The following is a 14,161-nucleotide window of genomic DNA, read 5'->3' on the forward strand; positions in this document are numbered from 1 at the left end:
ACACTTTTGTCTATTAGGCCATTAAAATATTAACGCACAATTTCATAACAAGGCACATACGCCTCAGCACTTGGTAATTTCATCCGATGCTGTGCAACAAAAGATTTCAACAGGATTTCCATTTGCTCTAATACCATTGGATCGCCATGTAATTTAAAGACCCCATGTTTTTCCACTTCATCAATTGTATCAGGCTTAATATTACCGGCGACGATACCCGAAAAGGCGCGACGTAAATTAGATACTAAATCCATCAAAGGTTGATTGAGATGTAAATCTAATGCAGCCATTGCTTGATGTGTTGGTTCAAAAGGTGCTTGTAAAACAGGATCAATTTTAACTGCCCAGTTAAAGCTATAAGAATCACCACGTTGATAACGTTGTTGCTTGATCAGTTCCATAGCTTGTTTTGCTTTACGTGCGACTAGCACCGGATCATCAATAATAATTTCATATTGCTGACGCGCTTTTTCACCTAATACTTTTTCAACAAAGCGATCAATCGCATTGAAATAATCAGCACAAGCTGCTGGTCCAGTCAAAATTAATGGAATTTCTTGTGCTTGATTTTCTGGATGCAATTTAATCCCAAGTAAGAACAAAAACTCCTCGAATGTACCAGGGCCGCCTGGAAAAATTAAAAATACGTGTCCTAACCGCGTAAATGCCTCTAAACGTTTTTCAATATCAGGCATAATAATCAATTCATTCACAATCGGGTTAGGCGGTTCAGAAGCAATAATTGATGGTTCGGTAATACCAATAAAACGACTGCTTTTGAAACGTTGATTTGCGTGGCCAATTGCTGCGCCTTTCATTGGTGCTTCCATAACACCTGGGCCACAACCTGTAACCACATTTAATTCACGATAACCTAATTCTAAACCAACCGCACGACAGTAACTGTATTCAACTTCATTGATGGAGTGTCCGCCCCAACAAACGACTAAATTAGGATCTTCCCCAATCGGTAAGGCTTTAGCATTTCTCAAGATCGAGAAAACTTGATTGGTAATACGTTCACTTGGTTTAGCTTGCGGAAGATAAGCACCACGAAAACGCTCTTGGTTAATTTGTGCAAAAATAATATCACGTAACACCGCAAATAAATGATATTGGATATTGCGGATAATCTTATCATCAACAAAAGCGCTAGGCGGTGGATTATGTAGTTCTAAGGCAATACCACGTTCACGTGCGCATAAATTAATGGCAAAATCAGGATATTGACCAAGTAATTCGCGGCTGTTATCCGTCACCGCACCAGAGTTAAGCACTGCAAGAGAGCAATTACGATATAATGGATAAAGATCGCCCTCCGCACCTTGTTTTAAGCGGGCAACTTCTAAATGAGAAAGCTGATCCATACTTCCTCGTGGATTAATATAATAAACGCTCATCAATTCCTCCTAATTTATTGGCGAGCTAGACGTAAATTAGCGGGTAATGTCTCAAAATTTGAACGAAACGGATTGATGTCTAGGCCGCCACGTCGAGTATAACGCGCATATACGGTTAATTTTTCTGGTTGAGCAAAACGCATTAAATCACAGTAAATACGTTCGACACATTGTTCATGAAATTCGTTATGTTGCCGAAAAGAGATTAAATAACGTAACAATTTTTCTTGATCAATTGGCTTACCGACATAATGGATTTGAACGCTGCCCCAATCAGGTTGTTGTGTAATTAAACAGTTTGATTTTAGTAGATGACTAACCAAAGTTTGTTCAATCACTTCGCTTTGTTGATCAGCACAATTGGTTAATAACTCAGGATTAAATTGGTAATTATCAATTTCAATATCCTGTTGATCAATACAGATACCAGCAAAATGAGCAATAGGTTGTTGTTGATACTCATCTAGAGAATGTAATACAACTTGCACTTCACCCTTTGCACATTGAGTTAAATCCTTTTGTATAGTTTGCTGTACTTCCTCAACGGTAGCGAAACGCGTTTGATTAAAACTATTGAGATAAAGTTTAAAACTTTTCGATTCAATTAGATTCTCACTGCGAAAATCAAGATAAACGTCAGCAATTGCCACTTGTGGCACACCTTTATGATTAAGCCAAGATAACTCATAAAGTGTCCAAATATCGGCACCTTGTGAAAAAGGTTGTTGTTCAGTAATACCTAATTGTTGACGATTTAGGTGACGAGGAACTGCTTGTAAGAGAGTTGGTTGATAATGTTCGGCATAAGCTGTCTTTTTACCTAAAGTTAAGGCAGAAAGAGAAGCATCAGCATAAGTTGTCATATAAAGATCCTTTTTAATTAAATAATTATTGCAATTCCCATGCAATATTGGAAACAAGGCGGCAATGGTCACATTTGAAATTAAAAATATTAATAGATTGTTCTAAAAACCATTTTCTACCACAACCAGGACAGCAACGTGCTTGTTCTTGTTGATAACTTTCGCCGCCGATTCGATATAGATAATAATAAACTGGTTTTCGTAAATAGTGTTCTAATTGTTGGCGTAGCGCATAACCTTGCTTAAATAATAGGCTGTTGTATTCGCTAATTTGTTGTACTGCAGCCTGTTCTAAAATATCGCCATTCATTTGCAATTGGTCACAAGCTTGCCAATTTTCTTCCCATTTAATACAGCTCATACCTAATTGAGCATGCTGATGGCATAAATGATATAACGGTATAGGTGCCAATGTATCTAACGCACAAATTGGCGAACTGCTTTTTAGATAGTTGGTATAGAGCACCAATTCATTGGCTGCACTAATATCAGGCAAATTTTCATCAGAATTAAGATCGATTGCCGATATTTCATAGTGATCTAAACGGACACCTATGTTGTTTAAATTAGCAAATGCTTGTTGGACAAAATCGCTATTATATTCCGGTTGTAAAGAGGTTTGTTCTGGGCAGTTAACATGAATTTCAAAGCATAATAAATCATCGTCTGAAAATTGGTAACTGACAGGAATCTCGCGCCCAATAATTTGCCCATTATAACGCCATGCATCAATTAATTGATTACAATAACGTAGAGCTTGATTAATATCATAACGTTGTTGCTTCTCGGTAAGAAAAGTGACTTTGGTTAAAAACATTAAATGCTCCTATCAAAACGACAAAGAGCATATACTATGCTTTTCTAGCAAGAATCTAAATATTTAATTGATAAAATGAGGTGTGTTATGCAAAAAAATGATTTATTAGTGGATTATTTGAAAGAATTAGAACAAATAATGCAACAACATCAATTATGGCAATACCAAGCGCCGCCAGAATCTGCGTTTGCCAGCGAACAACCTTTTGCCTTAGATACTATGGAACCAACCGAATGGCTGCAATGGATTTTTATCCCGAAAATGATGGCATTGATTGAAGCGGAAGCAGAATTACCAAATACCATTGCTATTTCACCTTATTTGGAAGAAGCATTAAAAGATCATCCTCACTTGCCAATGTTATTGATTCCTGTGCAAAAAATTGAGGTGTTATTGACTAATGAGTAATCAACCATCATTAGAAATTTTGTATCAAGATGAATTTTTAGTTGCCGTCAATAAACCTGCGGGAATGTTAGTACATCGGAGTTGGCTTGATAAACATGAAACCCAATTTGTCATGCAAACGTTGCGCGATCAAATCGGGCAGCATGTGTTTCCTATTCATCGCTTAGATCGTCCTACTTCGGGTGTACTGTTATTTGCATTAAATAGCGAAATTGCTAAGCAAATGTGCCTGCAATTTGAGAATAAGCAAGTTGAAAAATGTTATCTAGCAGTGGTTCGTGGTTATTTGCGAGGTTGTGATCGTATTGATTATCCATTAAAACCCAAGCTGGATAAAATTGCTGATAAATTTGCAACTCAGGAAAAAGAGGCACAAACCGCTATTTCTGATTATCAAAGTTTAGCAACAATGGAATTACCTTTTGCGGTAGGGAAGCATCAAACAGCTCGTTACAGTTTGGTAAGATTAATTCCGCATACAGGTAGAAAACATCAGTTGCGACGCCACTTAAAACATATTTTTCACCCGATTATTGGTGATACGCAATATGGCGATTTACATCAAAATCGTGCATTTGCTGATTATTTTTCAGTAGATCGTTTGTTATTACATTCTGAAAAATTGAGCCTATTTCATCCAGTTAGCCAGCAAAAATTAGAAATTTCTGCATCTTTAGATCAAAACTTCCTGAAAATAAAGAATATTTTTTATGCAAAACCATAACGATTTTGCTAAAAAAACATTGTTTTTTTGTGACAATTATTCAACTTTTTAGAAAAAGTTACTGTTGATTATTGCAAATTATATTGTTGTCTTGTATATCTAATTGGTGCGTCAGGTGCTTAACTTGATTTTGCAGACATAATATCTCACCTTTATTAAAGAGGAACTACAATGAAAAAATTATTTAAATTAGGTATGGTAACCAGCTTGATGCTTACCTCAGCATCAGTAATGGCAGAGGATAAATTTGTTACTATCGGTACCGGTGGTCAAACAGGTGTTTACTATGTAGTTGGTCAATCAATTTGCCAATTAGTGAATCGTGATACAGCAAAAACAGGTTTAAAATGTAATGCACCATCAACAGGAGCTTCAGTAGCAAATTTAAACGGTATTGCGAATAAACAATTAGATATGGGTATCGCTCAATCAGATTGGCAATATCATGCTTACCATGGTACTAGCTCTTTTGAAGGTAAGAAAAATGATAAATTGAGAGCTGTGTTCTCAATTCACCCAGAACCATTTACCGTAATGGCACGTGATGATTCTGGTATTAAATCTTTTGATGACTTAAAAGGTAAGCGTGTTAATGTTGGCGACCCAGGTTCAGGTACTCGCGCAACAATGAACGTTATCTTAAAAGCAAAAGGTTGGGATGATTCAGTATTTAAAGTAGCTTCAGAATTAAAACCAGCTGAAATGGCTTCAGTAATGTGTGATAACAACTTAGATGCGATTACTTATAACGTAGGTCACCCAAATGGTGCGTTAAAAGAAGCAGCAGCATCTTGTGATGCACATTTAGTGCCAGTAACTGGTCCAGCGATTGATAAATTAGTTGCAGATAATCCATATTACGCGAAAGCAGTAATTCCAGGCGGACTTTATAAAGGCTCTGATCAACCAGTTGATACTTTCGGGGTTTATGCAACTTTAGTTTCTTCAACTGATGTATCTCCAGATGTAGTTTACCAAGTAGTTAAAGCGGTGTTTGATAACTTTGATCGTTTCAAACGTTTACACCCTGCGTTTGCTAACTTAAAAGAATCAGAAATGATTAAAAATGCGTTATCCGCACCATTACATGAAGGCGCTGTTCGTTACTATAAAGAACGTGGCTGGATGTAATTTTATTTAACAATAAAAAATACTTAAGGCAGGTCTTCCTGCCTTTTTTCGGTTTTTTGGATTTTGATTTTAGGAGAGAGAAGATATGACCTCAGTGACAAAACAAAATACTGTTGATCTTGACGATCTGCAGGATATGGTCGCCTCAAATGATAGCGGTGGTCGAAATCCTTATGGTATCTCTAAATATATTATTATTTGGACTGCAATTGCTTGGTCATTGTTTCAAATTTATTACGCTTCACCTTTTCCATTTTGGTTACAAGAAGCAATCAAAAGTTTAGGTTGGGGCATTAATGTGGTGGTAGATGATACGAAAGCACGTTCTATTCACCTCGCGTTTGCTATTTTCTTAGCGTATTTATCTTATCCGGCATTTAAACGTTCCCCAAAACAACATATTCCAGTAATTGACTGGATTTTTGCAGTTGTGGGGGCTGTACTTTGTTTATATCCGATAATTTTCTATAACGAATTGGTAACTCGCTTTGGTGCACCAAATACACAAGATATTATTGTTGGTATTATTGGAATTCTATTGCTACTCGAAGGTACCAGACGTAGCCTAGGTTTGCCTTTAGTGGTGATTGCGATTGTTTTCTTACTCTATAACTATTATGGGCAATTTTTCCCAAGTAACTGGCTAGTGAGTCATAGAACAGGAACGTTATCTCATATTATCAATCAACAATGGGTAACGACTGAAGGAGTCTTTGGGGTTGCGTTAGGTGTATCAACAAAATATGTCTTCTTATTCGTGTTATTTGGTGCTTTATTAGATAAAGCTGGGGCAGGTAACTACTTTATTAAAACCGCATTTGCTTATTTGGGACATTTACGTGGAGGTCCAGCTAAAGCTGCTGTGGTTGCATCTGGATTAACCGGTTTAATTTCAGGTTCCTCTATCGCAAACGTGGTTACCACTGGTACTTTCACCATTCCAATGATGAAACGTGTCGGTTTCTCTGCTGAGAAAGCTGGTGCGGTTGAAGTTGCTTCATCTGTAAATGGACAAATTATGCCACCTGTTATGGGGGCTGCAGCATTCTTGATGATTGAGTATATCAATATGCCATATAACGAATTGATTACTCATGCTTTCTTACCAGCGGTTATCTCTTATATTGCGTTAGTCTATATTGTGCATTTGGAAGCTTGTAAGTTGAATTTACAAGGCTTACCACGCCAAGATGTTGCAAGACCTTGGGTTGTGACAGTGTTACGTACGCTTTCGACCTTTATCATTATTTGTTTACTTTATTTTGCTGTTGATTTTGGTTTAGGTTGGTTAAAAGTCGTAACACCAGATTTTGCCTTTACTATTGTTTGCGTATTATTAGCCATTATTTATGTGCTTTTACTGTATCGCGTTTCTACCTTCCCGGATCTTGAAGTGGATGATCCAAACCAAGAAGTAGTAGTGTTACCGAAAGCTAAACCAACGGTAAATGCTGGGCTTCACTTCTTGTTACCAGTGGTAATTTTAATTTGGTGTTTAATGGTAGAACGTTTATCTCCAGGTCTATCAGCATTCTGGGGGACTATCGCATTAACAGTAATCCTATTAACACAACGTCCATTATTAGCTTACTTCCGTAAACAAGGTGGCTATGCAGAACACCTTAAACAAGGTTTGCAAGAATTAATTAACGGTTTAGAAACTGGTGCTCGCAATATGATTGGTATCGGTATTGCTACTGCAACAGCGGGTATCATTGTTGGTGTCGTTGCATTAACAGGCTTTGGGGTACAACTTTCTAGCATTATTGAGTTGTTCTCTATGGGCAATATCTTGTTAATGTTAATTTTAGTAGCAATGTTCAGCTTAATTCTTGGTATGGGCTTGCCGACTACCGCAAACTATATTGTAGTGTCATCATTAATGGCTGGCGTCATTGTTGAAGTTGGTCGTCAAAATGGATTAATCGTGCCATTAATTGCCGTACACTTATTCGTTTTCTATTTCGGTATTATGGCGGATGTTACGCCACCAGTAGGTTTAGCTTCTTTTGCAGCAGCAGCGGTGTCTGGCGGTAATCCAATTAAAACAGGTATGGTTGCATTCTTCTATAGTATGCGTACCGCATTGTTGCCTTTCCTCTTTATTTTTAATACCGACTTATTATTGCTTAATGTGGATTTCTTCCACGCAGTACTAATTTTCTTTGTTGCGGTGATAGCAATGTTCTCCTTTACCGCAGCAACGATGGGTTGGTTTATGACTAAAAATAAATGGTGGGAAACAATTGTCTTGTTACTAGTCGCCTTTATGCTATTTAGACCTGGTTTCTTTATGGAATATGTTTCACCAAGTCAACGTCATATCCAACCAGATCATTTAGTTGAGCAAGTAGCGCACTCACCAGTAGGTGAGCCTGTTATGTTGAAAGTTTCTGGTATCAATCCTTATGGTAAACCAATTGAGTTCTATGCAGAACTTAAAGTACCAGCAGGGGAAACTGGCGAAGAACGTTTGCAAAAAATGGGCTTAACCTTATTAGCAACTGGCGAAAAAATTGAAGTTGATGGCGAACAAATCAATAAGATTATTATTGATAATGTAGAAATTGATTCACCAGCAGCGAAAGCGAATCTGAATTGGGATCAGGTAATTTTAGATGTTTCAGTTCCAGTGAAAGGCGCATTAAATAAAGAGTGGATGTTTATTCCTGCATTAATCATTTTAGGTGGATTAGCATGGAATCAACGTCGTCGTAAAGCAAAAGAGGAGAAATAATATGCAATTGTTTAATAAAATTCTAATTGCAGTTGATTTAAGTTATTTAGAAGGAGCTAAAAAAGCAGTTAGTACTGCTTTAGCGATGACAGAAGGTAATCCAGATGCGGTATTACGCGTGGTGAGTATTATTCCGCCATTGGAAAACAGCTTCGTTTCCTCTTTATTACCACGTAATTTCGATAAAGATGTATTGGCTGAAGCTAATAAACGTCTGCATGAATTTACTGAAGAAAACTTTCCGAAAGACCGTAAAGTGCAACATATTGTTGCGCATGGTACAGTGTATGAGGAAATTAATACTTTAGCGCAAGAGAAAAATGTAGATTTAATTATTATGATGGCAACTAAACCTGGCAAACCAGGTTTAAGCTCTAATACAGTGAAAGTTGCTCGTTTTAGTGAAAAGCCAATTTTGATTTTGCGTTAACTTTAATACGTTAACTTTGAATAGCATAATCCCCTGTATTAACAGGGGATTATCTTTTGGGCTTTATTATTTTTATTCTCGCTCATAGCGTAAACGTAATGACACTGAATCAGCATAACGTAATGCAAAAGGTTTTGCGATTTCTACTTCAGCCCATTCCACAGCTTCTGGTTCCGCAACAATTTCTAATACTTCACGTACCATTCTTTCCAACAGTGCAAATTCGTGTGTTTCTACGTATTGGATGACTTTTTTAGTGATAGTACGATAATTGAGTGCATCATCAACATTATCACTAAGACTAGCTTTCTCACAGTTATAGCCAAGTTGAATTTGTAAAACGACATCTTGCTTGTTATTAATTTCTTCTTCTTTAATTCCAATAAAAGTACGTAAACGTAAATCGCTAATGGTAATGATTGCTGAATTAATAATTGGCATAACAACTCCTTATCAGATAGCTTTTTTGCTATTATAGCCTAGTTTAAAAACGAGATTGAATAGGAAATATTATGGAAAACAGTGCAGGCAAGCAGAATATAAAAAATGTTCTGATTATGATGGCTTGTTTAGTGATTATTTTGGCGGGTATTAAATCTGCGGTAGAGATTGTAGTACCGTTTTTATTGGCGCTTTTTTTAGCCATTATTTGTACGCCGCTGATCAATTTTTTAGTGAGATTAAAAGTGCCTTTATGGCTAGCTGTTATCGCTTTATTAGGGTTAATTGTAATTACATTAACATCATTTGCTGGATTAGTTGGAAATGCAATTAATGAATTTTCCGCTTCTATTCCACTATATAAACAATTATTGGCGCAACGTATTGCAGGGTTAGCTGCCATTATGGATCGGTTCGATCTTTATCGTTTCATTCCTAAAAATTTAGTCGAAGAAAATCTCGATCCTAATATTATTATGGGATTAATTCGCCGTTTATTAGCGGGAATTTCAGGTGTCATCACCAATGGTTTTGTTTTACTGCTAATTGTTGTGTTTATGCTGTTTGAAGCACAAAGTATGAAACAGAAATTGACCGTATTATTTGCCAATAAACAGGAACAAAAAGAGTTAGAAAATATTCAACGAGTATTAAGTAGTGTAATTAGTTACCTTGCGATTAAAACCTTTGTTAGTTTGGTGACGGGGATTTTAGTGTGGGCAGCGTTAGTAATATTGGACGTACAATATGCAGTATTGTGGGGTACGGTAGCCTTTTTATTAAATTATATTCCTAATATTGGTTCGGTATTGGCAGCAATTCCAGTCATTATTCAAGCTATGATCTTAAATGGTTATAGTGATGGTCTATTTGTTGCTATCGCATTTTTAGTGATCAATATGGTAATGGGAAATATTATTGAGCCACGTATGATGGGTAGAACATTAGGACTTTCTACTTTAGTCGTCTTTATCTCATTAATTTTCTGGGGTTGGTTATTAGGTTCAGTCGGAATGTTACTGTCTGTTCCATTAACTATGGCAGTAAAAATCGCATTGGAATCTAGTGAAAAAACGAAAAAATATGCTTATTTGTTAGGAGAGTAATCATTTTTCAATAATAGGTCGCTTAAAAAAGCGACCTTAAATTTTTAACTTAGTGGAATACTGCTAAAAAACACCAATAGGACTGGCACTAATAAATTAATAATAAAGCCAAAACTTAATGCTAATGGTACAGTTTCAATTCCACCTGAGCGTTGAATAATCGGTAAGGTGCAATCTAATGCAGTTGCACCAGCTAATCCTACAGCAGTAGCACGATAATGATGCATAAATAACGGAATTAAAAAGAGGCTAGCAATTTCACGCGAAAGATCATTAAAAAATGCAATACTACCCCAGATTGGCCCCCATGCATCATTTAATAACACACTTGATAAAGAGTACCATCCCATACCAGAAGAGATGGCTAAACCTTGGCTAAGTGGAATTTGTAAACAAAGTGCGGATATGATACCGCCTAATAATGAACTTGCGGTAAAAATAACGGAAATAACGATGCCACGTTTATTAAAAAATACTTGGCGTAGGTTAATCCCACTATTGCGCAATTGAATTCCCACCAAAAAGATTAAAACAATTAGCACATAAGTACTGGAGCCATGAGGGATAAGAAAATAACTTTTGGTCAAAAGTCCAAAGACAAAACCTACAGCCACCATACTGCACATTTTGGCTGAATCGAGAATCATTTTGACGCGAGATGGCATATTTTTAGCAGATTTTAATGTCGGAGCAGGGTAATGCTTATCGTATAAACCTAAACTAAGAATATTTAAGCCATGAATAATACAGCTGAAGACTACCGCTTTAAATGCAATATCTGGCAAAGTTGTTGTTAGGTTATCTAACTGTCCTAAAGAACAGCCCATTACAAATAAAATTAGAAACAACAACACCATAATACTTTTATTGATCCAATGTATAAATGTGACGTTGTTACTTTTAATTAAATAGCCTAAAAATAAAGGCACTAATACAATGGCTAAACTTTCTAGCATAAAGTGATAAATATAATAAAAAATAATTGAAAGGCGTCAATTTATCGGTTCTTGATAGGGAATGTCAAATAAAAAAAGATAACAAGCGTAACTAAATAGTCTTAGTGTGCTAAGATGATGACGAGATAACGCAAAAAAAGGATCAGAATTATGTATTTGAAACAAATTGAGGTTGTCGGCTTTCGTGGTATTCACCGTTTATCCTTTCAATTACGTTCTAATATGGTGCTGATTGGTGAAAATGCTTGGGGTAAATCGAGTTTACTCGACTTATTAAGTTTAATTTTTAATAAAGAAGCTGAACCTTATCAATTTCAAGCTGATGATTTTTTTTACTCTATGCAAGAAGGGGAAATAAAAAAAGTTTCCTCAATTAATTTGTTATTTACATTTAGTGAATCAGAGCCTGGAGAATTACAATTTCCTACCCAACATTTTTTGCATCCTATCAAAGTAAAACATGAAGATGGTTTTGATCGTATTTATTTGCGCGTTTTTGCTGAACAAACCGTATCAGGAGAAATTTGTACCACCTATAATTTTATTGATGAGCAAGGCAATGTTATTGCGTTAGAAGAAGCACAACAGACAAAATTAGTCAGCCGTCTCATTCAACGTCATACCGTCTATCGCTTTCGTGATGCTCGTTTAGTAAAGCAACCAATAGAATTACAACCTATTCATTTTAGTAAGAATTTAACGCCAGAAATTATCGAACTCTTTACTGCAGTAATGACGCTATTACGTTATTACTTTATTTTGGAACGTAATAGGCAAACAGCGATTGGCGACACCAGCCTATTATGGCAACAAGCGAAAAAGTTAGCAGAACAATTACGGGTAGGTGATGAAAAATTAAGACGCTATTTTTTTGTCTATTTAGTGAAGCATTTTTTGCCAGATGACAAAACCTTATTTTCGCAAGTCAGTAATCCAATTTTATTGTTTGAAGATCCTGAATCCCGTTTGCATCCTCGTTTAATGGCGATTATGTGGGATTTATTAAGCTATATTCCATTACAACGTTTGATCACCACCAATTCAGTGGAATTATTATCCAATGTGCCTCTGCATTCGATTTGTCGTTTAGTGCGAGGTGAAGAGCGTATTCAATCTTATCAATTAGATCGTCATGATTTAGGTAAAGTGGATTTACGCCGTTTAACTTTTCATATTCACTATAATCGTAGCTTAGCCCTCTTTTCACGAGCATGGATTTTCGTTGAGGGAGAAACAGAAGTTTGGATTTTAAATGAGCTGGCTAAAGTTTTAGATATCAATTTAGAAAATGAAGGTATTCGCATTGTTGAATTTGCACAATGTGGCATCAAACCTTTAATTAAATACGCCAACTTGATGGGAATTGCTTGGCATCTATTAACTGATGGGGATGAAGCGGGTAGAAAGTATGTAGCAGTGGCTACTGAATTATTACGTGAGAATGAACATGCTTTAGATAAAATTACCGCATTGCCAAAACGGGATATTGAACACTATTTTTATGATAATGGCTTTGAATTTGTGTTTAAGCATTTGGCACGTTTACCAGAAAAACACAATTATTCCAAAGCCCAGATTATTCAACGTGCCATTCAAAACACGTCAAAACCAGATTTGGCTTTGGCGATCGTTAAAGCAGTAAAACAGAGCGATAACCAATTAATCCCACTATTATTCCGCCGTTTATTTTCCAAAATGTTGCTAATTGCAAAAGAGCAGGGCATATAAAAAAATTAAAAATTTTCCAAGAAAATTTGCTGAGTTTTGCTAGAATTAAAAGGAAAAGCCTGTGATAGCTTTTCTTTTTTATTTTTCTTTATTCTACAGGTGTTTTTTTATGCAAAATCAAAGTCTTTTGGCGAAATTTTTTCACTTGGAACAACATAATACCAATGTAAAAACAGAAATTATCGCTGGGATCACAACTTTCCTCACTATGGTCTATATTGTATTCGTTAATCCATCTATTCTAGGGGTGGCAGGAATGGATACACAAGTTGTCTTCGTTACTACCTGCTTAATCGCTGCTTTTGGTAGTATTTTTATGGGATTATTTGCTAATTTGCCCGTTGCCTTAGCGCCGGCAATGGGGCTAAATGCCTTTTTTGCTTATGTTGTCGTCAGTAAAATCGGGTTATCTTGGCAAGTGGGTATGGGTACCATTTTCTGGGGTGCGGTTGGCTTATTAGCTTTAACTTTATTCCAAATTCGTTATTGGCTTATCGCTGCTATTCCGTTGAGTTTACGTGTAGGTATTACGGCAGGTATCGGTCTGTTTATTGCCTTAATGGGCTTCCATAATGCGGGTATCATTGTGCCAAATCAAGCTACATTAATGTCATTAGGTGATTTACATTCACCAACAGTATTATTAGGTATTTTAGGCTTCTTTATCATTGTGATTTTAGGAGCGAAGCAAATCCATGCTGCGGTATTGGTATCAATCGTTGTTACTACCGTATTATCATTAGTATTGGGTAAAACACAGTTCCAAGGCATTTTCTCTATGCCACCAAGCATTACTTCCGTTGTGGGTGAAGTGGATTTAACCGGGGCATTACAAGGTGATTTATTAGGCATTATTTTTTCCTTTATGCTAGTTAACTTATTTGACTCTTCAGGTACATTATTAGGGGTAACTGATAAAGCAGGAATTAGCAATGCACAAGGCACTTTCCCAAAAATGAAACAAGCATTATATGTGGATAGTATTAGTTCTGTAACTGGTGCTTATTTAGGAACTTCCTCTGTAACCGCATATATTGAAAGTAGCGCAGGAGTATCTGTTGGTGGTCGTACAGGCTTAACAGCTGTAGTAGTAGGTATTCTATTTTTATTAGTTATCTTTATTTCACCTTTAGCGGCGATTGTGCCACCTTATGCCACTGCTGGTGCTTTAATTTACGTAGGTATTTTAATGTCTTCTAGCTTAGTAAAAGTACGTTGGGATGATTTAACTGAAGCAACTCCAGCCTTTATTACTGCTGCGATGATGCCATTTACCTATTCAATTACCGAAGGGATCGCTCTTGGTTTTATTAGTTACTGTGTAATGAAATTATTCACTGGTAAAGCTAAAGACGTCAGTATTCCAGTATGGGTAATTGCAGTCTTATTCTTACTCAAAATTATCTTAGTAGATTAAGGA

At 36.3% G+C, this 14,161-nt stretch carries 13 protein-coding genes; 8 read left to right on the top strand and 5 right to left on the bottom strand.

Annotated elements, in window-relative coordinates:
• Positions 1 to 29: 29 nt before the first annotated feature.
• The 3 genes from ppnN to QS62_RS08095 are packed head-to-tail and all read right to left on the bottom strand — an operon-like array spanning position 30 to position 3,080.
• Entirely contained in the window at positions 30 to 1,400 is a 1,371-nt protein-coding gene (gene ppnN, locus QS62_RS08085) for a nucleotide 5'-monophosphate nucleosidase PpnN (RefSeq protein WP_066108550.1), read from the bottom strand.
• Positions 1,401 to 1,414: 14 nt separating this feature from the next.
• Positions 1,415 to 2,263 (bottom strand): NADPH-dependent 7-cyano-7-deazaguanine reductase QueF, encoded by an 849-nt coding sequence (gene queF, locus QS62_RS08090; RefSeq protein WP_066108553.1) that lies wholly within the window; start codon positions 2,261 to 2,263, stop codon positions 1,415 to 1,417.
• A gap of 25 nt (positions 2,264 to 2,288) precedes the next feature.
• Positions 2,289 to 3,080, bottom strand: coding sequence for a Zn-ribbon-containing protein (locus QS62_RS08095; RefSeq protein WP_066108556.1), 792 nt, complete (start codon positions 3,078 to 3,080; stop codon positions 2,289 to 2,291).
• Between the two features lie 87 nt (positions 3,081 to 3,167).
• On the opposite strand from QS62_RS08095, the gene QS62_RS08100 reads away from it, so the two are divergent.
• The 5 genes from QS62_RS08100 to QS62_RS08120 all read left to right on the top strand — a co-directional run bounded on the left by QS62_RS08100 (position 3,168) and on the right by QS62_RS08120 (position 8,510).
• Positions 3,168 to 3,488 (top strand): YqcC family protein, encoded by a 321-nt coding sequence (locus tag QS62_RS08100; protein WP_066108559.1) that lies wholly within the window; start codon positions 3,168 to 3,170, stop codon positions 3,486 to 3,488.
• Positions 3,481 to 4,212: a tRNA pseudouridine(65) synthase TruC gene (gene truC, locus QS62_RS08105; RefSeq protein WP_066108562.1), complete on the top strand. Its 732-nt coding sequence runs from the start codon at positions 3,481 to 3,483 to the stop codon at positions 4,210 to 4,212. Before QS62_RS08100 ends, truC begins: the two co-directional genes overlap by 8 nt.
• Positions 4,213 to 4,383: 171 nt before the next feature.
• Complete coding sequence (locus QS62_RS08110) at positions 4,384 to 5,343, top strand: TAXI family TRAP transporter solute-binding subunit (RefSeq protein ID WP_066108564.1); 960 nt, start codon at positions 4,384 to 4,386, stop codon at positions 5,341 to 5,343.
• A gap of 85 nt (positions 5,344 to 5,428) precedes the next feature.
• The gene (locus QS62_RS08115; RefSeq protein ID WP_066108567.1) at positions 5,429 to 8,080 is read left to right on the top strand and encodes a TRAP transporter permease; all 2,652 of its coding nucleotides are present in this window, start codon (positions 5,429 to 5,431) and stop codon (positions 8,078 to 8,080) included.
• Positions 8,081 to 8,087: 7 nt separating this feature from the next.
• Positions 8,088 to 8,510, top strand: a complete 423-nt coding sequence (locus QS62_RS08120; protein WP_197496286.1) for a universal stress protein — start codon at positions 8,088 to 8,090, stop codon at positions 8,508 to 8,510.
• 72 nt (positions 8,511 to 8,582) lie between these two features.
• Here QS62_RS08120 and folX read toward each other — a convergent pair whose 3' ends face one another.
• On the bottom strand, positions 8,583 to 8,951 hold the full coding sequence (gene folX, locus QS62_RS08125) for a dihydroneopterin triphosphate 2'-epimerase (protein ID WP_066108571.1): 369 nt from the start codon (positions 8,949 to 8,951) through the stop codon (positions 8,583 to 8,585).
• A gap of 71 nt (positions 8,952 to 9,022) precedes the next feature.
• Between folX and QS62_RS08130 the strand changes: the two genes are divergently transcribed.
• The gene (locus QS62_RS08130; protein WP_066108575.1) at positions 9,023 to 10,057 is read left to right on the top strand and encodes an AI-2E family transporter; all 1,035 of its coding nucleotides are present in this window, start codon (positions 9,023 to 9,025) and stop codon (positions 10,055 to 10,057) included.
• A gap of 44 nt (positions 10,058 to 10,101) precedes the next feature.
• On the opposite strand, the gene QS62_RS08135 is transcribed toward QS62_RS08130, so the two are convergent.
• Positions 10,102 to 11,013 carry a LysO family transporter gene (locus QS62_RS08135; RefSeq protein ID WP_066108578.1) on the bottom strand — a complete coding sequence of 304 codons (912 nt, stop codon included), beginning with the start codon at positions 11,011 to 11,013 and terminating at the stop codon, positions 10,102 to 10,104.
• Positions 11,014 to 11,163: 150 nt separating this feature from the next.
• On the opposite strand from QS62_RS08135, the gene QS62_RS08140 reads away from it, so the two are divergent.
• Both QS62_RS08140 and QS62_RS08145 read left to right on the top strand, forming a co-directional pair.
• Complete coding sequence (locus QS62_RS08140) at positions 11,164 to 12,741, top strand: DUF2813 domain-containing protein (RefSeq protein WP_066108581.1); 1,578 nt, start codon at positions 11,164 to 11,166, stop codon at positions 12,739 to 12,741.
• Positions 12,742 to 12,850: 109 nt separating this feature from the next.
• Positions 12,851 to 14,158: an NCS2 family permease gene (locus QS62_RS08145; RefSeq protein WP_066108585.1), complete on the top strand. Its 1,308-nt coding sequence runs from the start codon at positions 12,851 to 12,853 to the stop codon at positions 14,156 to 14,158.
• Positions 14,159 to 14,161 lie beyond the last annotated feature (3 nt).

The organism is Gallibacterium salpingitidis (assembly GCF_001678495.1).
GTDB lineage: Bacteria > Pseudomonadota > Gammaproteobacteria > Enterobacterales > Pasteurellaceae > Gallibacterium > Gallibacterium salpingitidis.